This is a genomic window from Subsaxibacter sp. CAU 1640 (assembly GCF_023156585.1).
Classification (GTDB): domain Bacteria; phylum Bacteroidota; class Bacteroidia; order Flavobacteriales; family Flavobacteriaceae; genus JBPOFM01.
The window spans coordinates 174,687-195,473 of sequence record NZ_JALNMI010000002.1 but is presented as its reverse complement, the minus strand read 5'-3'; the positions used below and the strand labels follow the sequence as shown (position 1 = coordinate 195,473).

Below are 20,787 nucleotides of genomic sequence, written 5' to 3'. Positions count from 1 at the left end.
AAATGATAAGTGTTTTCTGTTGGAATATTTGTTAAAAAGTAAGTCCAAAAAATACTGAATCGTAAAACGTAATTCCCAAATCCTTTCTATTTTTGCATATGCAACACAACAAAGTCCTTATTTTAGATTTTGGGTCTCAATATACCCAATTGATAGCAAGAAGAGTCCGAGAACTCAATATTTATTGCGAAATCCATCCTTTTAATAAAATCCCTTCAGAAATCGATAGCTATAAAGCGGTCATTTTATCAGGAAGTCCTTTTTCTGTGAGAGCGGAAGATGCACCACATCCCGATTTGTCAAACATCAGAGGTAAAAAACCTCTGTTGGCCGTCTGTTATGGCGCACAATATTTGGCACATTTTTCTGGTGGAAAGGTTGAAGCGTCCAACACTCGAGAGTACGGTAGGGCAAATCTATCTTTTGTAAAAGTAAAAGAACCATTGTTCAATCATATCGATGCAGGAAGTCAAGTATGGATGAGCCATAGTGATACCATCAAAGAACTGCCTGGAAATGGAATTTTGATAGCCAGTACCAAAGATGTTGAAAACGCAGCTTATGCCATTGAAGGCGAAATGACCTATGGCATACAGTTTCATCCAGAAGTCTATCATTCTACTGATGGCAAACAACTGTTGGAAAATTTCTTGGTGCACATCGCCAAGGTAAATCAAGACTGGACACCGCAATCATTTGTAGAAGAAACTGTGGAAGCATTGAAAGAACAAGTGGGTAATGATAAAGTGGTTCTTGGTCTTTCAGGTGGTGTAGATTCTTCGGTAGCAGCCATTCTTCTTCATAATGCGATTGGTAAAAACCTTTACTGCATTTTTGTAAATAATGGATTGCTTCGTAAAAATGAGTTCGAAAGCGTTCTCAAGCAATACGAAGGAATGGGACTCAATGTAAAAGGTGTCGATGCTTCGGCACGCTTTTTGGATGCCTTGAGTGGATTGAGCGACCCAGAACAGAAACGTAAAGCAATTGGTCGCGTGTTCATTGAGGTGTTTGATGATGAAGCGCATTTGATTGAAGATGTAAAATGGCTTGCACAAGGTACTATTTATCCTGATGTAATTGAAAGTGTTTCGGCAACAGGTGGTCCAAGTGCAACTATCAAGAGTCATCACAATGTAGGTGGATTGCCCGATTTTATGAAACTGAAAATCGTTGAGCCGTTGAAGGCCTTGTTTAAAGATGAGGTAAGAAGGGTAGGAGCTACGATGGGAATGGACAAGGATTTATTGGGACGTCATCCGTTTCCAGGTCCTGGTTTGGCCATTCGAATTTTGGGTGACATCACTGCCGAAAAAGTTCGTATCTTACAGGAAGTTGATGCGGTGTTTATCAATAATTTGCGAGAATGGGATTTATATGATAAGGTTTGGCAAGCAGGCGCAATTCTTTTACCTGTAAATAGCGTTGGTGTAATGGGCGATGAGCGAACTTATGAAAAATGTGTTGCATTGAGAGCAGTGGAAAGTACCGATGGAATGACGGCAGATTGGGTAAATTTACCTTATGAGTTCTTGCAAAAAACCTCAAACGAAATAATAAATAAAGTAAAGGGCGTTAATAGAGTAGTATACGATATTAGTTCTAAACCGCCTGCCACCATTGAGTGGGAATAATGAAGTAAGCAGTGGCAGTGGCAGTTTACAGTATATTTATAACAAAAACTATGAGAAAACTTCTTTTAATCATTATAGCAATAGTGTCTTTTCAAACATTTGCTGTCTCGCAAAACTTTAAGACACATATTGTTAAGCAAGGAGATACCGTTGAGAGTATCGCAAGGCAATATCAAATTACAACTGCTGATGTGTATGCCTTAAATCCTGATGCGAAAAAAAAGCTGTCTGTCAATGATGTTTTGATTATCCCGAATACCAAATTAACTTATGGTGGTAATGAGAAAGTCGAAAAGAAAGAATTAATTGGCTACGAAACTCATAAAGTAAAAAAGAAAGAAACTCTGTATAGCATATCCAAAGAGTACAATATTGAGATTTCAGACATAAAGGAGCACAATAGACAGTTGTATTCCGAAAACCTTAAAAAAGGTGATAAAATTCGTATTCCGAGATATAAGACCATCGTTTCCAATGTGACTGTAAAGGAAAATACTATTAAGAAATATGTTGTTCAGCCTAAAGAAGGCAAATGGCGAATTGCCTATAAGTTTGGGTTGACAGTTCCTGAATTACAGGCTTTAAATCCAAATATGGCAGAAGTGCTGCAGCCAGGTGACGAAATTAATGTGCCTAATCTTGAAACGACAGAAGAAAAATCAGCCGAACCAAATTACAACTATTATGAGGTTTTGCCTAAAGAAGGTTTTTATCGATTGAAAGTAAAACTGGGATTGACTGAAGATCAATTAGAAGCCTTGAATCCGGGAATCAAACAAACAGGACTGAAAGAAGGTATGGTGTTGAAAGTTCCAGCAAACGTCACCGTGGGAACAGTTGATGGTACTATTGAAAGTAGCGATCTTACAAAATCTCTAAAGAATACTAAAACAAAACGTCTGGGGTTATTGTTACCTTTCAAATTAAATAGAATTGATGCGGATTCAGTGCAAGAAGCAAAGGATTACATCAAGAATGATCGTTTGATTTCTGTGACGCTTGATTTTTATGCTGGTGTAAAAATGGCTTTGGATTCGGCCAAACAATTGGGTGTTTCAACAAATATGAAAGTGTTTGATACCGAAAATCAAAGTGCGGAAATCTCCAATATTCTTTCCAAAAATGACTTTTCAGGTTATGACGCAGTTATTGGTCCTATCATGGCAAGTCATTTTGATAGAGTAGCTTCCCAATTAAGAAGCGACCATGTGCCAGCAATTTCTCCTTTGATGAAACCAACTAGTCTTTATGATAATGTATTTCAAACTATTCCTAATGAGGAAGATTTGGAAAAAGCCATGATTACATATGTCAAAGCAGATTCTTTGCGGTCTAATGTGGTAATTGTTTCCGATGGAGCGAGTCGAGCTTTGAGTGACCGAATCAAAAGCTATATCCCGAATGCCTCTCAAATATTTTCAAAGAAAAACAAAGAAGGAAAGGATGCATTCTACGTCAATACAGCCGATTTTAGTGCTGTATTAAAAAGCGGAAAGAATTATGTGTTTTTAGAAACCAGCAATGCAGGGCTAGTATTGAATGTGGTTAGTACTTTGAATAGCATGACCAACAGGGAGAGAGAAATTATTTTGGTAACGACAAATAAAAACGATGCCTTCGACTACGAGCATTTATCCAATTTTCATTTGAGCAATCTGAAATTTCACTATCCATCTGTCAACAAACTTCACGATACCGATATGCCAAATGGTTTTGTGAAAAATTACAAAAAAGAATATGGCGTGGAGCCAAATAAGTATGCCGTAAGAGGCTTTGACTTGACTTTAGACGTTTTGTTGCGCTTGTCTTCAAATGATGATTTCTTTTTGGCTTCAACTAATGATGTGGAAACAGAATATCTAGAGAACAAGTTTAGATATGCCAAAAAGCTTTCCGGTGGTTACTATAACGAATCTGTTTACATTCTTCAGTACACTCCAGATTTAACAATTGTAGAGGCAAAAAGATGACTTCAAAAGTAACTTATCTAGGTGATTTACGAACGGAGTGTGTTCACCTTCAGTCTGATAATTCATTCATAACAGACGCGCCTTTGGACAATAATGGAAGAGGCGAAGCGTTTTCACCTACAGATACGGTTGCAACAGGTTTGGCAAGTTGTATGCTGACGGTTATGGGTATCAAGGCAAAAGATTTGAATGTGGATATACAAGGTACAACAGCTTCAGTTTTAAAAACTATGGCTTCCAATCCTCGAAGAATTTCTAAAATTGAAGTGACTTTTGATCTTCCTTTTGAAGCTGATGACAAAACTCGCAAGATTCTAGAACATACTGCCAATACCTGTCCTGTACATCACAGTCTGCATCCAGATATTGAAAGAGTGATTGTTTTTAATTGGCACTGATGCTTACGAGAGTTTTTTTAATACTGATTTGGGTTTGTTTTCCTTCAACAACTTCAAATGATGAAGCTATTTCTTGGAGCGATGACTTCAAGCTCAATTGGAACCATTTTAAAGGTTCTCCTCAACAAAATGTAGACGCCGTCGCGGTGACAGCTTCAGGAATTACATTTGAATTTTCACTACAAGAAGCAGACGGTAGGCCTGTAAGTTTTAACACGAAAGTATACGCCCATTTTTATCCAAAGAAATCTTGGTATATCAAAGAGCAAGGCACAGATTATATCTTGGCGCACGAGCAATTACACTTTGATATCACAGAGTTATATGTTAGGAAATTCAGGCAGCAAATCTCAAAATTGAAAGTGTCAAACAATCTCAAATCAGAACTTCGTGAACTGCATTTGAATATCAACAAAGAAGTAGCTGTTACTCAAAACCTGTACGATCAAGAGACTGATAATTCTAGAAATGTGGAATCTCAATTGAAATGGAATCTTTTTGTAAAGCAAGAGCTAGATAAGTTGAAAGATTTTAAATCGAAAGATTAATGTTGCAGCCTGACAAAGAATTTTTGATCAAATTGGCACATACCAAAATGCCTTTCGGAAAATACAAAAACTACTATTTGATAGATATTCCGGAGTATTATTATGTTTGGTATCAAGGAAAAGGTTTTCCAACTGGAAAATTAGGTGAGATGATGGCCCAGATGTATGAGATTAAACTCAACGGATTGGAAGATCTCATCCGAACCATTAAGCAAACCTACCCAAAGTAAAATTTACTTCAATAACTTCTTGATCAATACTATTTGTCCTAAATGGTAATAACAATGTTCTATCATTCCATCAATGTTTCGAAGGTAAGTGCCATATTTTGCATCAACAAACACGTCGTTTAATTTGGAATCAGGAATTTGTTCTACAAGTGTTGCGAAGCGTTCGGCATCATTCCAAAGATTGCTTTTTAAAAGCTCCCAATCATCTTTAGAAAAATTTGGCTTTATGTCAAAACTGAATTTATCACTAATCTCTAGAGAGCCGCCTTCCAAAACTTTCAACACTCCAGCTACATAATAATGAATATGAAATGTGAGTAAAGCAATAGTGTTTAAAGAGCCAATTTTCTTTGTGGCATCATCCAAAGTCACATTCGAAACCTGCTCCTTGAAATTCGTATTGGCTACCCATTTACCATTTAGGATGACTTCCCGGAATCTATTGGCCAGTTGACTACTTTGGGAATTCAAATTTTAAGAATTTTATGGATTACTCGCCACGACACCTAGAGTATACAATTGCTCCATAGTAGGTGTTTCACTTCCTCCAGTAGGCTCAAGTGTTATTCCAAATGCTTCACTTTCATTCAGGTTTTCGATTTCAAAGATTTTATTTTCATCCTGCATAAAATCGTCTATGGTTCCAAGACTTACTGGCGTCAATGGCGATAATTTTAAAGACCAAACCTGATATACTTTGCCTGGTGGAGGAGCTGGTAGACCTTTTGCATCTAAATAAATTTGTTTTGAGTTTTTATCCCAATACACTTTGGCATAAGTATCGGCAAAATTGCCCTGTCCACCCAATGGAACAGTGATGATATCTTTAGCTCGAAGTACATTCAATAATTCCTTGCTATCTTCAAGGTCAGCTTCAGCCTCGGCAATTTGTGTTTCCAAAGAGAATTGCTCCTTTTCGGCCACTTTCAAATCAGATTCCAATTGCTGGTTTTGGTTCAAGACCCAGTATAGCCCAATGCCAAGTATGATGGCAGCAGCCCATCCTGTATAAGTGAACCAGTTATATTTTGGTTTTGAGATTTCAACAACTTTGGATTGTTTATTGTTATTGAACTGAAGTTTCTCTTTGATAAGCGCAAAGATTCTAGCTTTTGTGCCTCTAGAAGTAGCAGCCGTAAGTTTAATAACAGCAGCTTCAATCTCCAACACTTCCTGAAGGATTTCAGGGTGTTTCAGCATTAGCTTGTAGATTTCTCTGTTTTCTTCTTCAGAAAGTGATCCAGCGACATATAGCTCCAATATCCCAGATTCTATGTAAGCGTTAATATCCATTTATCTCAATACGATGTTTCGCAATTCTTTAATACAGTTTCTATTTCGTGTTTTGACGGTGCCGATAGGCATGTCGAGTGCTTCTGAAGCCTCTTGCTGTGTATATCCTTTAAAATATAACAGCTCAATCACTTCAATACACTTTTTGGCTAGTTTGCTGACAAACTTCTTAATCCCGATGGCATCCGTCTTGTCATCTAGGTTATCGCTTGTTTGCAAAATATCTACGAAATATTCGGCATCTAGGTTTTTTTTAGAGTTTTTGAATGCTTTGGAGCGCGTTTTGTCTATGGCAGCATTGCGAGCTATGTTCAATATCCATGTGAAAAAGCGTCCTTTTTCTGCTGAATAACTGGCAGAATTGTTCCAAGCCTTGATAAAAACATCTTGCATTATTTCTTCAGCAATGTCGTTATCCCTAACGATGTTGTAAATAACACCATGCATACTATCACCATACATATCGTACAATTGCTCAAATGCTTTTTGGTCTTTTTGCTGAAATTTGGTAACTAATTCTTCTAATTCCATAGAGTTGTTTGAAGTATCTAAAGTAATGAATAATTTGATGTAAAAAAAGCTACCGACTAAAGTAGCTTGAGGAACTTTGTAAATAAAGAGTTTATTTTATGATGCCACCACAACTTATGCGTCCGCCAGCATCACCTGTAGGTTGCGTCTTAAAGTCGTCTACCCCTTCGTGCACAATGATGGCGCGACCTAGAATATCTTTATTTGGATCTCCACAACCGATACACCATTGGTCTGTAGTTAATACAGTCTTCGCATTTCCGTTAGCATTGGCTTCAACATTGCCTATATCGCCCTTATGGTAGCCTGCTGCATCACCCCATTTACCATGTGGTTGGTTTGTAGGATTCCAATGTCCTCCTGTTGAGGTACCGTCTTCTGCAGAACAATCTGATTTTTCATGTATGTGTATGGCATGTGTCCCTTCTTTCAATCCGTTAAGGACTGCCATCATGGTCACTACACCATCTTCTTGAGAAAAAGTAACACTTCCTTTAGCAGTACTTCCGCTTTTGGCTTCCAAAATCACACGTACTTCCTTTGGTTCACGACTATAAGTCTCTTGTCCTTTAACTTCAACTTCTGTGTTTTCTACTTCGGTAGATTCTTGCATCTCCGCATCTTGTTTCTTGTCGCTCTTACAAGATATAATTGTCATCAATCCGACGGTGGCAAGTATTAAGGATAATCGTTTCATGAGTGTTGTATTTTTATGTTTAAGTACTAAAATTACTACTAATTTGTTTCAAAGCAAACTAGTGACCTAAAATTAATTATATAAAACGTTAGTGTATGACTTATATCATGTTTTTTGTAGTGCATTTGCCATAATTTTGTAATGTTAATAAATATATAATTCAACGTTTCTACTTGATTTTACGCCTAAAATTAACTACCTTATTTAAAGAATCAAAAGTGTATTACAAAACGAAAAAACTCTACTATTTATGAAAAAAATAATTGTACCCATAGACTTTTCAAAACATTCTGAATATGCCCTAGAGGCGGCATCTATTTTGGCAAAACAAAATGGCGCTCAAATATTGGCGCTTCATATGCTTGAGATGTCCGATTCAATGTTGATCAACAGTGATAATGAACAAAATGCCAAAGCCGTTTTCTTTTTAAAACTGGCGGAACAAAAGTTTGAAAATTTTTTACAAAAGGACTATCTAAAAGGTGTAGATATTGTACCTATTGTAAAACATTTTAAGGTGTTCAGAGAAGTTAGCGAAGTTGCCAAAGAACATAGCGTAGATTTAATTGTCATGGGTTCTCATGGCACTAGTGGATTTAGTGAAATATTTGTAGGCTCTAATACCGAAAAGGTTGTGCGACATTCAGAAATTCCTGTTTTAGTGATTAAGAGCAAACCGGATAATATGGATTACAAAAAGGTAGTCTATGCCAGTGATTTTTCAGAAGAAGCAGTGAAGCCATATATCAAAGCATCCAAATTATTAGAGTCTTTTGGTTCTGAAATGCAATTACTCTATGTGAACGTGCCTGGAGAGCGTTTTAAATCGACTTCTGAAATGGAAAATACGATGCTCAATTTTCTTAAAACGGCCGATGGAAACTTGAATCGAATGAATGCCGTCAACTACGTCTCGGATGTAACAGTTGAAAATGGCATCCTAACTTTTGCACATAAAATCAATGCTGATTTAATTGTAATACCTACACATGGTCGTAAAGGATTGGCTCACTTTTTTGAAGGCAGTATTTCTGAAGATTTGGCAAACCATGCCGATTTACCTGTGATGACATTTAGGATTTAAACTCAATACGTGTGAGTATGAAAATGCCCTAGTTTTAGGGCATTTTTATTTATTTGAGTTATTTGAACTAGCGAAAAACAGATTTAAGTATTTTGTCCAATATAGTACAAGATGATTATAACGATTGAAATATAAAAAAGACTACCACAAATTCTCATATGTTTGGCCTGCCTTATTTTACGTTCAAATCCATATAATTCAAATCTTTCCATTTCAGTTTTATTAAAATCTGTATTTTCCCATTGGCCCCATTTTGCAAAGCCTATAGGTATAAAGAAAAATCCAGCTGCCTCTGCATTTGTCAACTGTGCATTTTTTCGCTTATCTGAATTTTGTTGCTCTAGATTCATTTTGTGGTCAATATACTTTCGACCGTTTTTTTCTTTTTCTAATATAAAAAACTATAGCCATAATAGTGAATAATGTGATTATAAAAACAATAGCAAAGTTGTTGCGTCTATCTTCAAATCCGATAATTTGTTCAAATTCCAATTTTCTTTGAGTCATCAAATGTGATGTAAATCCAAATTTTTCAGCATTTTTATAGCAATTAATCGCATTTTCTAGATAATCAGTTAACGCTTGAACATTGCCCAGATCATAATATAACTCACCTATAATCTCATTTTTTGGCTGGATGAAATTTAATCTTTCAGAGATTTGATAATTAAGATGTCTCAACAATTCATTGAGGTCGTAATTATTTATGTTTATGGGTTTAGAATCACGTCCAAAGTCTAGGCCAAGAACTGACGTATGCTTATTAGTGTTTAATTTGTGCTCTAAAATTTTTATGTGAATCCATTCAGAACCGTGGTGAGAGTCTGGATTTAATTCAATAGACTTTTTTATCCATTTTAGAGCTTTCTCGGGTTGTCCTAATAATTCATAGAGTGTTCCTACATTGGATGCTGTCGTGTACAAGTTGGGCTGTATCTGCTCAATTTGTTTATAAATGGTTAAGGCTTTCGAGTATTCTTTAAGATAAATAAGTTTAGCGCCATAATCTGAATAAAATTCAATTGAGTCGGTCTCTTGATATTTTTTTAGAAGATTCTCGGATTCACGTCTTAGTTTTAGAGTGTCTAATTCAAAATTACTAGAATGATAATCAAATGTTACGTTTACATAATGTTTACTTCCATTTAACTTGGTTCTGTATTCATTTATGCAGGAATATCCAATCACATGAATTATAAGAAAAAATATGAGGATAAAATTTTTAGAGATGTTCATTGAATATTATTGTATTTATTTCACTTTTGACAAGTTAATTGAATTCACTTCAAAAGATGCTCTGTTTTTCATTTTCTATAAAACTATGGACTCCGTCACTAATGTCTTTAGTTGCATATAATTTTCTTTCGTTGAACTAAAAGCCATACAAGATATTCTTTATAAATATACATTGCAAAGTCAAAAAAAACTTGATGTAGTTTCATAATAAAAAAAAGCCCTGAACGTCCAGGGCTTTTAACTATCATTTGGTTTCGGGTTCGGCTTTTATCTCGGTGCTTTGGGTTTCGCCGTCAATGGCTTGATCTTCTTTTTTGAGGTATTTATCCAAGAACTCCAATACTTTACTGTAAGCTTCTATTTGGTTTTCTTTCTTGATAAAACCATGTCCTTCATCTTCAAAGAGCACATATTCTACAGGTACACCATTTTTTCTGACACCTTCCACTATTTCGTCTGATTCTACCTGAAGAACCCTTGGGTCTTGTGAACCTTGCAATACAATGAGAGGCTTGGTCACTTTATCGGTATGGAATAAAGGAGAAATACGCTTTAACCTAACCGAGTCTGCCGAATAAGGATCACCCAGTTCAAGGTATAATGATTTGCGCATAGATTCCCAGTATGGCGGAATACTTTTCAGTGTTCGCATCCAATTGGTCACTCCAAAAATATTCACTCCCACATCAAATTCTTCAGGAGCAAATGTTAAGGCTGCCATAGTCATGTAACCTCCATAAGAGCCACCTATAATACCTATTTTGTCACCATCAATTTCTGATTGGGTTGCCAACCAATTCTTGCCTTCCACGCAGTCTTGTAAATCTTTTTCACCATGGTTCAAATCATCCATTTTGTAAAAAGTTTTTCCATAACCACTGCTACCACGATTATTGACTGCCAAGACGGCATAACCATGATTCACCAAATACTGCAGCATACTACTAAAATTTTGACGCGTTTGTCCACCAGGTCCACCATGTACCCAAACCATGGCTGGTACTTTATTCTTTTCTGATGCTTGATGTGGCAAATAATAAATGGCAGGTATCATCGTACCATCAAACGATTTGAAACGAACAACTGAAGCAGAGACCAAATCTTCTGGATTGATTTCAGAATTAAGAACATTAGTGATTTTGTACTGTTCTTTGGTTTCAAAATTATAGGTGTATAAATCTGATGGTGAATTCGAGCCACCTACATACATACGCATCCATTTTTCATCATCGCTAAAACCAACACTTGTGATGCTTTGGTCCCCAAAATCAGGAAGTGTCACAACCTTTTTGGAAGCCACATCGATAACTTCTATGGCATTTTTTCCGTCTTCATTAACATAGACTACCATATAGTTTCCTTGGTCGGTAAAACTGGCACCCATTATATCCCAAGACTTTTTTAGAACGGTCGATTTTTCTTTGGTGTTCAAATCAAACTCCATCAGATAGGCAAACTCTTCTCCGTCATCTGTGGTGTAATAGAATGCCGAGTTATCTTTTGAAAATGCTTGTGCCGAATTACCGCTTTGGTTGTCGTTGACTTTTGTTTTTTCCTTGGTCTGTTGATTATAGATGTAAAGATCACTGTCATTGGTGTTTAATGATTGTACCAAGGCAATATAATTTTCATCATTTGAAATGCCACTAAAGTTCATACCATCATCATTTTGATAAATCAACTTCGATTTAAAATCAGTGATGTCCATTTTATAAACATCGAAGTATTTCGGGTCACGTTTATTGGACCCATAGTAGAACGATTTGTCATCTTCGGCCCAACTATAAAATTGTGATTTGGCGGTTTTCTCTGGTGTTAAATCGATAATGGTGCCTGTGGTATCACGAAGGTAAATGTGATCGATTTCATCACCATTACCATCAGCAGAAAGCAACATTCGGTCATCATTTGGAAAAAAGGACTCTGCAAAATAACTGGTACTGTCAGATGCTGTGATAGGAATGTATTCACCACCAGTTGTAGGCACTGTGTACACGTTATAAATCCCAGAACGATTACTTGAAATCAACAGTTTGGAGTTGTCGTATGAAAAACTTCCACCGCTGACGGCTTCGTTATCCATAAACTGCTCAATGGTATATTCTTCGACTGTAACTGCAGCCTCTTCTTTTTTCATTTCTTTTTTATCCTTGCAGGATATCAAAAGAAGGATAGTAAACACTAAAATAAAATGCTTCATTGTAATCAGGTTTTGGTTGTTTTTAATATTTCAAAGGCAAAGAGAGACATTTAAATCTTTTTATATATACTCTTTAGTTGTTCTAAAGATAACTAAAACTTATCATAAGATTCTTAAAATAGATGTTAATGCCAAGCATCAAAACCTCAAAAATTGTTACTTTTATAATGCTATGACAAAAACGAATTCATTTAGAAAAGGCTTCGTCTTTAAATCTTATGAGGCGCCTTTTCAATCTCCTTTTGACAAGCTTTTTGATATTTTTAAAGAGTTGATTACGCACACATCTGGCGATTTTGATGAAGCCATCGACTGGTTGCGCGAATTGGATAAGGAATATAAACTCACCACTCCAGATTACACTATTGATGATTTTATTGAAGATCTCAAGAAGAAAGGCTATATCCGAGAAGAGATCGACCCAGACGGTAATGGTGGTATGGCGATTACAGCCAAGACCGAACGTGCCATTCGTCAGCAAGCGCTTGACCAGATATTTGGGAAAATTAAGCGAAGCGGACAAGGTAATCACAAAAGCAAAAGTCCTGGCATAGGCGATGAGCATACGGGTGATTTCAGAAATTATCAATTCGGCGATGCTTTGGAAAAAGTGTCCATAACCGAGAGTTTACGGAATGCACAAATCAATCACGGTATTGGTGATTTCAGTCTGTCGGAAGAAGATTTGGTGGTAGAAGAAACACTTCACAAATCACAAATGAGTACGGTGTTGATGATTGACATCAGTCACAGTATGATTTTATATGGTGAAGATCGCATCACACCTGCAAAGAAGGTGGCGATGGCATTGGCAGAATTAATTACCACACGTTACCCAAAAGATACTTTGGATATCTTGGTCTTTGGTAACGACGCTTGGCAAATCGAAATCAAGGATTTACCGTATCTCAAAGTCGGACCATATCATACCAACACCGTTGCGGGACTTCAGTTGGCGATGGACTTACTCCGACGCAAACGAAATACCAATAAACAAATCTTTATGATTACCGATGGTAAACCAAGCTGTCTGCGAATGCCAGACGGACAGTATTATAAGGATAGCGTTGGTCTAAATCCGTACATCACCAACAAATGCTATGCGATGGCGCAACAGGCACGTAGATTGCACATTCCCATTACAACCTTTATGATTGCGAAAGATGATTATCTGATGCAGTTTGTTCGGGAGTTTACGTATGCCAATCAAGGCAAGGCGTTTTACACAGGGCTCAAAGGTTTGGGTGAAATGATTTTTGAGGATTATGAAACGAACAGAAAGAAAAGAATACGTGGGTAGACCATAGATAATAGACTTTAGACATAAGATTTAAGACTAGAAAAAATTGAAAATGAATATAGAAAAGATACAAACACTAGGCGAATTAAAACAATCAGGTTACAAATCAAAATCTATTAAGGATGAATTGCGCGACAACCTGATTCAGAAAATCAAAAACAAAGAAACCACGTTTGAAGGGGTTCACGGTTATGAGAACACGGTGATTCCAGAATTGGAGCGTGCTATCTTGTCCCGTCATAATATCAATCTCTTGGGACTGCGCGGACAGGCGAAAACACGTTTGGCGCGTTTGATGTTGAACTTACTTGATGACTATATTCCAGTTATTGAAGGCTCTGAAATCAATGACGACCCATTGAATCCTATCTCTCGTTTTGCTAAAGAACTGATTGCGGAGAAAGGTGATCAAACACCTATTGCCTGGTTGCATCGCAGCGAACGTTTCGCAGAGAAGTTGGCAACGCCAGATGTGACCGTGGCTGATATCATCGGTGATGTGGATCCTATTAAGGCAGCCAATCTCAAATTAAGCTATGCCGATGACCGTGTCATTCACTATGGGATGATTCCTCGTGCGAATCGCTGCATCTTTGTTATCAATGAATTGCCAGATTTACAGGCGCGTATTCAGGTGGCGCTGTTCAACATCCTTCAGGAAGGCGACATTCAGATTAGAGGATTTAAATTGCGCTTGCCGCTTGACATTCAATTCTTGTTTACGGCAAATCCGGAAGATTATACCAATCGTGGGAGCATTGTGACACCGTTGAAAGACCGTATCGGTTCTCAAATATTGACACACTATCCAGCAGATATCGAAACCGCTCGAATGATTACCCAACAAGAGGCTGGGGTAGTGGAAGCGCAAAAGGATACCGTTTTGGTACCCGATTTGGCACGCGATTTACTGGAACAGATAGTCTTTGAAGCACGCGAAAGCGAATATATTGATGCCAAAAGCGGTGTCAGTGCGAGACTTGGTATCACTGCTCTTGAAAACTTATTGAGTACTGCCGAGCGTCGTGCTTTAAAAGCTGGTGATGACAAAACCACTGTACGCTTAAGCGACTTTGTTGGGATTATTCCATCTATTACTGGTAAGGTAGAGTTGGTGTACGAAGGCGAACAGGAAGGTGCCGCGGTGGTCGCCTTTAATTTGATTGGCGAAGCTGTGAAAAGTTTGTTCCCGGAATATTTTCCGAAGATAGAAAAATTGAAAAAGCAGGAAGAAGAAACGCCTTATGATGATGTTGTGTCTTGGTTTTTCAATCAAAAGGATGGTTTTGAATTGCTAGATGAGGTGCGCGACAAGGAATACAAACAAATCCTCGATGCCATCTCACCACTGGATGATTTATTGGGCGAATACCAGCCCAATCTTAAAAATGAAGACAGTTATTTTGTCAAAGAATTTATACTATGGGCATTGGTAGAATTCAAACAGTTGAGCAAATTCCGTTTTACCGAAGGCATACAGTTTAAAGACCCTTATGGCAGCTTTATCAGTGGCATTTAAACTAAAATCACACATGCATTAGTTGGCGCAAATCTGATAGTCCCTCACGGCTTCTATGTTTTAAGGTGCCTAATGGTATGTTGAGATATTCAGCGGCCTCTTTATGGGTGTACTCTTGTAGAAACAATAGGTCGATGACTTCGCAACGGCTTGCTGACAGCCTTGGTAGAAACCTTGAGACATAATTGGCATTGGTGCTCTTCTCATGGTCGCGGGTGCATCCTAAATCATAGCGTGCATCGACATCTGTGGTTTTTTGCGATTGCTTGTGGGCCTTCGACCGTAATAAATCTATCGAGGCATTACGGGCAATGTTCAAGATCCATGTAAAGAAACGCCCCTTATCTGGGGTGAATTTATGGGCATTTTGCCAAGCTTTTAAAAAGGTGTCTTGCACTAGCTCATCGGCTAGGTCTTTGTTCCTGACAATGTTGTTGATGAATATGTGGGTGTTTCGAGAATATAGGTAATATAGTTTCTCAAATGCCCTTTCATCCTTATGTCGAAACTGTTCTATTAGGGTGTCTATATTTTTCATACTACCTAAAGGTAGTTTTATGTTACACGTGGCATTTGCTCAATTAAAAATTATCTTAACTGTATTATTTGTTTAAATTGAAATGTTATATCACACGACACACATGATAGTTTGAACATGCAACATTACAGTTCCAACTTGCAACATGACAGTTCCAACTTATCACATGACATATCCCACGTGCAACATGACATATCCCACGTGCAACATGACATATCCAACGTGCCACATTACAGTTTCCACATGCAACATGACATATCCCACGTGCAACATGACAGTTCCAACTTACCACATGACATATCCCACTTGCAACATGACAGTTCCTTCGTGCAACATGACATATCCTACCCTAAAAAGGTATTTTACGACAATTTTTTTGATTTTTGGTTATTGGGGTTTGGTTTTGGTTTGGAGCTTTAAGCTGTAAGTGGTTAAAGCTCGCGGAGACGCAAAGGCGGAGAGATTGAACCGCCTTGCTGTAAACCAGTGTTACCAATTTTTGTTACCTCACAGTTGAGGGCACTCGTTGCAAACGAGCGCTAGCGGGGGGCTGGCGGGAGTTGTGTGTAGGTTTTTATTTTAATTTGATTATTTCAGGTTCAGTTTGGGATGCAATATTCATAATTAAGTTATCACTTAAAAAAGCATAATGTTTAAATTCTCCAGGATAATCTTTTGATGCGAACGAATCCTTTTTGATATAATATAGAAAATTTGATTCCGTGTATATTCTTGGGTTTATTCCAGTAAATTCTCCCTCTAATTGCCTTGCATAACTTTCATTTATTGTTGAATATCCAATATAGTTATTAAACCTAATTTTAAATTTTGGGCTTTTTTCATCAACGTAAATTCTTCGAGCTGGTCCAATATTTTGATTTCCTATAATAACATCTTCGTCATTGTCAGAAATTTGTGCTATTTCCAAATGAAATTCTAATACATATTCTTCAGGTTCTCGAATATTAGTTATAAAACCGTATTTTGCTGATGCAATTTCATTGAGATGTTTCATTGTGTTTTAATAGATGAGTTTTTAACTTACTTACGACGGTTTTGTATATAATATGTTGTGTGAAAATCCGCGAGGATTGTGCTCCGCCAGTTCGCACTTCATGCTCGTGTCGGCCGTAAACCGAAGTTAGGAAATTTGCGAGGACTTTCCGATAGGAAAGTCAGAAGCAATGAACTATAGCCGTTGTTGTGCGTTCGTTTTTTTTATTTCGTTGTTATTATTAAATAATCTCTATCCATTCTAAAAATTCGACTGTCTTTCGAGTCTTCGCCTTTCTGTATTCGGAAATCCTTAATCGCATTTGGGTCAAGTTTTATTTCCTCTGTAGTTTTGTCTGTCAATAAAATTCCATCAATTATTATAAATCCGATTTCTTTTTTATTCCAACCTCGACGACCTTTACTTAAACTGTCTAAATAAATATTATTCAAAGTAATTAATTCAGTTTTTTTTAATTGTTCAATTCTTACAGTTTTTGCTTTTCGGTCAATGGAAGTTACTTTTATATTATCCTTGTCTAAATATAAATTTTCAAGATTTACTTTCTCGGAATCTAATATGATGTCGAATTCCGTTGCGTATTTTTTCAATATTTTATTTCGGTCGTATTTTATATTCCGAGTTGCACAACCGAAAGTCAAAGTCAGCAATAATAGAATTAGAAATATTCTCATTTTTCTTCTTTAAATTCCTAAAATATTTCAATTCTGTTTTTCATAAAAACTCGAATGAGTGAATTATGTTTTTCGTTTAGTTAACGTGCTCCGTAAATGACGCACAACGGTTGGTGTATGATTAGGTGCGTGGCTAGCACCTAATTTAGTAAACAAAAACAGACGCAAGAAAATTCAGAAGGAATTTTCCAAATAGGCACCTGCCAAAGCAATTAATTATACACGGTGTGTAAGTAGTTTTTTCTTTCAGTTACTAATTCCGTTAATTTATTCAGTTTTATTTTGTCAATTTTTTTCCAATCCGCTTTATCAAATTCCAATGTGCTGAACTTTTTTAAACTCCTATACATTGGTAAAATGACAGACTCAAAATCTCCAGTCAGTTCATAAATTAGATTTCGGTTTTCTGTGATTCCACCACTTTTTGAGATTACAAAATCAATTCCTTTTTTGTTTGGTTTGAGTTCAAAGAAATAGCATTCAGGTTCCAGATTCCAGAGTGTTTCCGTTTTAATTCCATTAAGTGCTAAAATCAGAGATTCGCAAAGTTTGTCAGTCGGATTTTCTGGAATATTTGACGCACTAAAGTTCAATTCGAGGTCAGAATATCTCAAACTTGTCGGCAACCAACCATTTTTAGGAATTTCAAAATTTAATTTTAATTTACTCATGAAATCTAAATTTTAATTCCCAATAGAACTATAAAAGCGAATATTATACAAATGATTGAGAAGACTCTAAAAAAGATTTTCATTCCTTTAAAAATCCCTGGCGCTTTCTCAACTAATTTAGGGTTGTGTTTATTATGAAATTTTAATTGATATTTCACAATTATCGGTCCAATAAACCAAAAAAGTAAAGCTCCGAAAATGAAAAATAATGTTGGTTTTAGATTGTCCATTAGTGTCGGTGTAAATTACTTACAACGGTCTCGGCTATGAGTAGTTGCGTGGGTAAGCACTTAACTTTGCAAGTACACACCAAACTGAAAATCCGCGAGGATTTTCAGAAGTAGGCGAGAACAAGCAATTACTAATAGCCATTGTTGTAGGTAGTTTTTTTATTAATTATTATATATCCAATCAGTCCAATTCCAACAATTGTCATTCCTATTATTCCAATTTTCAGCCCTAACATTGGATTGTCATATAGTTTATCGTTAAACAATCCAAAAATTAAAGAAATCAATCTTGTAGGTAGAAAAGCTAAACTAATTAGAATTGCTAAATATTTTGGGTTAGAGTATTTTGTCAAAATCGAATGAATTATTGGTGCAATATGAATTTCCGAAATTGCGAGAAACAGTAAAGAAATCAAATATATTATTGTATGTTGTTCAGTTGGCACTTCTGGAATTAAGAATAATATTCCGAATGATATTACTCCAAAAATAAATCCAAGCATTAATTTAAGGAATTGACTGCTGTAATAGTAAGTCCACAAAATAATTGCAATTATACTAATTGGTAAAATGAATATAGAATTGATTGATTGCCATAAATGATTTGGAATACCTAAAGTCGATACTTCACTCAATTGTAACTGTAAATCAAAAGTCCGAATGCTTGATAATTCGTAAAATCCCCAAAACAACCCAACAACAATAAATGCAATTAAGATGTTTAAAATTCTTTTACTTATTGGAAACTCAATTTTCTCAATTTCATCTAATCTTTTTTCTTTTAAAAGAAGGATAGGAATAATTGAGATTAACATTAATATTCCAGATGTTATAAATCCAATGTTGTAGCCATATGTTTCTCCTAAATAGCCGATTAGTAAAGTTCCCAGGAATGAACCCAAATTTATTGCGAGATAGAATATCGTAAACCCTGAATCTAATAATTTAGTCTTGTTAAGATATGTCTTTCCGAAATTTGAGATGATATTTGGTGTGAAAAATCCGCTACCTAAAACGACAAGAAATAAACCTAAATAAAGTCCAGTTGTAGAGGGTAAATACAAAATAAAAGCTCCTAATGCTTGAATAATTCCACCAATTATTATTGATTTTTTATTTCCAATTAGTAGGTCTCCAAAAAGAGCTCCAACGATTTGAGAAAATATTAATGAAGCAGTAAACCAACCATAAATACTTAATGCTTCAGTTCTTTCCATTTTAAGCGTTTCCCCAACCATATAAAGAACCACCAAAGCTCGAAATCCATAATAAGATGCTCTTTCAACCATTCTTGCTAAAGAGTAGTAAAGAGTTTCTTTTGAGTGTTTCAGATTTTGAATTTTTTCCATTCAGTTTATTGGTTGGGCAAAATTACCTACAACTAGTTTATATGCGCTATAACCCTTCCAGTTTGAACCCATTTTAGGCGGCTATGCGCTACCTTTTTCACTTTTTTATAGCGAGTAAGAGCCATAGTCATTTCACTTTTATCAAGAATAATTGGGTTCTATCAATATTACCTTTTTTTTACAAAATATCAAAGTAGATAGTTTAGATCTTTACTTTGACCTTTTTTCGCAACAAATTTGCAATGATATTACATTTGTTTTTTGTTAAAAAGCCTGAATTATTTATTATTTATCAAAAATTTTTTAAAATATTTTTAAGATTCTAAAATATGAGAATTTATTAGTACTGGCGCGGGGTTGATAATTATTGTATTAATGCTTTTTATACTACATAATAAAACATTTTATCGAAGATATTTGCATTTCATAGAATTAATTCTATATTTGTATCGGTCAAATGACTACAAGCTGCTAAAATGATATCAGTAGCGCTCAAGGGACAAATGACTTCGGAGCCCGAATTATTGAGTTGAAGTTTTTATTACAGTTTTATAGTGAGTGATGGACACGGTTGTCCATAGTCCCGTAGGGATTAAATAAGTAATGCCGATAGGTACGCTGTATGTGTACGTGATGTAAGTGCATTATGGGTAACGTTGTATTTATTAATTAAACCCCAATCTATTATGGAATACAAACCATATGTTATGAATGGTACGGAGCTTAACGGCTCTACTACCAAGGGTGCGGACCTAAATGGTGCTGCTTCCCACAACGGACAATATGCTGTTGTAAAATCGGGTCCAGTAGCTGACAAAGCGAGCGAGCCAAATGTGAATGTTCAACACCAAGAAGTGGTTTCTGCCAATGCGCCGAAAGCTACCAAGGAGAAAACGAAGCGCAGTAGTGAGCCAGAAGTGGGCCTTGCTATTAACCTGCGTAACTTTAACTGGGTGATCACAGCCGTTTACGGTTGGGGCAATCAGTATGTGGCTCCTAATGCACTGTATGAACTTACGCATCTTATAGATGTGAAGACTGCAGTAGAAGAAGCTTTAGACACGGTACAAACACTTGAAGTTGATGCCAGCCATGCGGTGGGTGTTCAAAAGATAGCGTTTGATGGTTTAAAAGTAGATGTGACAATGGCTTATAACTACTTTGAGGTATGTGGTGCAACAGTAGAAGAGGTTCAACAAGCAAGGCATTTTAAGATGCTGCTGCAAGGAAAACCTGTGATTACTATTAAAAAAGGTGATACGGCAGACCATAATAGTGCCATACACCTTGCTTATGTGAACCAGTGTAAAAATCTGGATGGTTTTATTAAGGTTTTTGAGAAATCTGGTGTGTACACCACTACAAATGAACGTATCTCTCTAGTTGCCCTAAAGGCTAGACTAGATGCTATGCGTGAGGCTGTGGGTGCTGTTGAGAAAGCTAATAATGAGTTGAGCAACGCTATCTATACGAGAAACGTGCTTATGTACAAGATGGTGACTGGTATGGTGTTCTTGGCTTATGGTGTTAAGAAAACGGCTTTATCTCTATTTGGCTCAAAGGATCCACGTTACAAACAAGTAAGTAAAATCAGGTTTCATTTAATACCTGGTTATAAGAACTTGTAAGATGAAGAACGTTCAAAGAAGAAACCACAACTTTTGAAAAAG

Annotated in this window: 22 protein-coding genes; 10 read left to right on the top strand and 12 right to left on the bottom strand. The window is 36.4% G+C overall.

All coding sequences use genetic code 11. The annotated features are described in order from the left end of the window. Positions 1-98 precede the first annotated feature (98 nt). Genes guaA through M0G43_RS05395 form a run of 5 tightly spaced genes read left to right on the top strand, consistent with a single transcriptional unit; the run spans position 99 to position 4,780 of the window. Positions 99-1,634 (top strand): glutamine-hydrolyzing GMP synthase, encoded by a 1,536-nt coding sequence (guaA, locus tag M0G43_RS05415; protein ID WP_248024184.1) that lies wholly within the window; start codon positions 99-101, stop codon positions 1,632-1,634. 50 nt (positions 1,635-1,684) lie between these two features. Then, positions 1,685-3,604 carry a LysM peptidoglycan-binding domain-containing protein gene (locus tag M0G43_RS05410; protein WP_248024181.1) on the top strand — a complete coding sequence of 640 codons (1,920 nt, stop codon included), beginning with the start codon at positions 1,685-1,687 and terminating at the stop codon, positions 3,602-3,604. Then, on the top strand, positions 3,601-4,002 hold the full coding sequence (locus tag M0G43_RS05405) for an OsmC family protein (protein ID WP_248024178.1): 402 nt from the start codon (positions 3,601-3,603) through the stop codon (positions 4,000-4,002). Before M0G43_RS05410 ends, M0G43_RS05405 begins: the two co-directional genes overlap by 4 nt. Beyond that, on the top strand, positions 4,002-4,550 hold the full coding sequence (locus M0G43_RS05400) for a DUF922 domain-containing protein (protein WP_248024175.1): 549 nt from the start codon (positions 4,002-4,004) through the stop codon (positions 4,548-4,550). Before M0G43_RS05405 ends, M0G43_RS05400 begins: the two co-directional genes overlap by 1 nt. After that, the gene (locus M0G43_RS05395) at positions 4,550-4,780 is read left to right on the top strand and encodes a DUF3820 family protein (protein ID WP_411039852.1); all 231 of its coding nucleotides are present in this window, start codon (positions 4,550-4,552) and stop codon (positions 4,778-4,780) included. Before M0G43_RS05400 ends, M0G43_RS05395 begins: the two co-directional genes overlap by 1 nt. 3 nt (positions 4,781-4,783) lie before the next feature. On the opposite strand, the gene M0G43_RS05390 is transcribed toward M0G43_RS05395, so the two are convergent. The 4 genes from M0G43_RS05390 to M0G43_RS05375 all read right to left on the bottom strand — a co-directional run bounded on the left by M0G43_RS05390 (position 4,784) and on the right by M0G43_RS05375 (position 7,301). Continuing rightward, positions 4,784-5,251, bottom strand: coding sequence for a DUF1572 domain-containing protein (locus M0G43_RS05390; RefSeq protein WP_248024173.1), 468 nt, complete (start codon positions 5,249-5,251; stop codon positions 4,784-4,786). A 12-nt stretch (positions 5,252-5,263) separates the two neighbouring features. Continuing rightward, on the bottom strand, positions 5,264-6,073 hold the full coding sequence (locus M0G43_RS05385) for an anti-sigma factor domain-containing protein (protein ID WP_248024171.1): 810 nt from the start codon (positions 6,071-6,073) through the stop codon (positions 5,264-5,266). After that, a complete protein-coding gene (locus M0G43_RS05380; protein ID WP_248024170.1) occupies positions 6,074-6,604 on the bottom strand; it encodes an RNA polymerase sigma factor in 531 nt (176 codons plus the stop codon). Between the two features lie 91 nt (positions 6,605-6,695). Continuing rightward, a complete protein-coding gene (locus M0G43_RS05375; RefSeq protein ID WP_248024168.1) occupies positions 6,696-7,301 on the bottom strand; it encodes a superoxide dismutase family protein in 606 nt (201 codons plus the stop codon). A 250-nt stretch (positions 7,302-7,551) separates the two neighbouring features. Here M0G43_RS05375 and M0G43_RS05370 point away from each other — a divergent pair, with 250 nt between their 5' ends. Beyond that, complete coding sequence (locus tag M0G43_RS05370) at positions 7,552-8,385, top strand: universal stress protein (RefSeq protein ID WP_248024166.1); 834 nt, start codon at positions 7,552-7,554, stop codon at positions 8,383-8,385. Positions 8,386-8,468: 83 nt separating this feature from the next. On the opposite strand, the gene M0G43_RS05365 is transcribed toward M0G43_RS05370, so the two are convergent. The 3 genes from M0G43_RS05365 to M0G43_RS05355 form a co-directional block, all read right to left on the bottom strand. Then, positions 8,469-8,735: a hypothetical protein gene (locus tag M0G43_RS05365; protein WP_248024164.1), complete on the bottom strand. Its 267-nt coding sequence runs from the start codon at positions 8,733-8,735 to the stop codon at positions 8,469-8,471. 7 nt (positions 8,736-8,742) lie between these two features. Beyond that, a complete protein-coding gene (locus M0G43_RS05360; RefSeq protein ID WP_248024162.1) occupies positions 8,743-9,621 on the bottom strand; it encodes a tetratricopeptide repeat protein in 879 nt (292 codons plus the stop codon). Between the two features lie 244 nt (positions 9,622-9,865). After that, positions 9,866-11,821, bottom strand: coding sequence for a S9 family peptidase (locus tag M0G43_RS05355; RefSeq protein ID WP_248024159.1), 1,956 nt, complete (start codon positions 11,819-11,821; stop codon positions 9,866-9,868). Between the two features lie 172 nt (positions 11,822-11,993). Between M0G43_RS05355 and M0G43_RS05350 the strand changes: the two genes are divergently transcribed. Both M0G43_RS05350 and M0G43_RS05345 read left to right on the top strand, forming a co-directional pair. Continuing rightward, on the top strand, positions 11,994-13,121 hold the full coding sequence (locus M0G43_RS05350) for a vWA domain-containing protein (protein ID WP_248024157.1): 1,128 nt from the start codon (positions 11,994-11,996) through the stop codon (positions 13,119-13,121). Between the two features lie 52 nt (positions 13,122-13,173). Continuing rightward, a complete protein-coding gene (locus M0G43_RS05345; protein ID WP_248024155.1) occupies positions 13,174-14,640 on the top strand; it encodes a magnesium chelatase in 1,467 nt (488 codons plus the stop codon). A 7-nt stretch (positions 14,641-14,647) separates the two neighbouring features. On the opposite strand, the gene M0G43_RS05340 is transcribed toward M0G43_RS05345, so the two are convergent. Beyond that, entirely contained in the window at positions 14,648-15,178 is a 531-nt protein-coding gene (locus tag M0G43_RS05340; RefSeq protein ID WP_248024154.1) for an RNA polymerase sigma factor, read from the bottom strand. Between the two features lie 124 nt (positions 15,179-15,302). Here M0G43_RS05340 and M0G43_RS15845 point away from each other — a divergent pair, with 124 nt between their 5' ends. Beyond that, positions 15,303-15,605 (top strand): hypothetical protein, encoded by a 303-nt coding sequence (locus M0G43_RS15845; protein ID WP_411039855.1) that lies wholly within the window; start codon positions 15,303-15,305, stop codon positions 15,603-15,605. A 147-nt stretch (positions 15,606-15,752) separates the two neighbouring features. Here the strand turns inward: M0G43_RS15845 and M0G43_RS05335 are convergent, their stop codons facing one another. The 4 genes from M0G43_RS05335 to M0G43_RS05320 all read right to left on the bottom strand — a co-directional run bounded on the left by M0G43_RS05335 (position 15,753) and on the right by M0G43_RS05320 (position 19,117). Continuing rightward, on the bottom strand, positions 15,753-16,193 hold the full coding sequence (locus M0G43_RS05335; RefSeq protein WP_248024152.1) for a hypothetical protein: 441 nt from the start codon (positions 16,191-16,193) through the stop codon (positions 15,753-15,755). Positions 16,194-16,396: 203 nt separating this feature from the next. Beyond that, the gene (locus M0G43_RS05330; RefSeq protein ID WP_248024150.1) at positions 16,397-16,783 is read right to left on the bottom strand and encodes a hypothetical protein; all 387 of its coding nucleotides are present in this window, start codon (positions 16,781-16,783) and stop codon (positions 16,397-16,399) included. A gap of 296 nt (positions 16,784-17,079) precedes the next feature. Further along, positions 17,080-17,538 (bottom strand): hypothetical protein, encoded by a 459-nt coding sequence (locus M0G43_RS05325; protein WP_248024147.1) that lies wholly within the window; start codon positions 17,536-17,538, stop codon positions 17,080-17,082. Positions 17,539-17,899: 361 nt separating this feature from the next. Then, positions 17,900-19,117, bottom strand: coding sequence for an MFS transporter (locus tag M0G43_RS05320; protein ID WP_248024145.1), 1,218 nt, complete (start codon positions 19,115-19,117; stop codon positions 17,900-17,902). 686 nt (positions 19,118-19,803) lie between these two features. Between M0G43_RS05320 and M0G43_RS05315 the strand changes: the two genes are divergently transcribed. Then, positions 19,804-20,745, top strand: coding sequence for a hypothetical protein (locus M0G43_RS05315; protein WP_248024144.1), 942 nt, complete (start codon positions 19,804-19,806; stop codon positions 20,743-20,745). Positions 20,746-20,787: the final 42 nt, after the last annotated feature.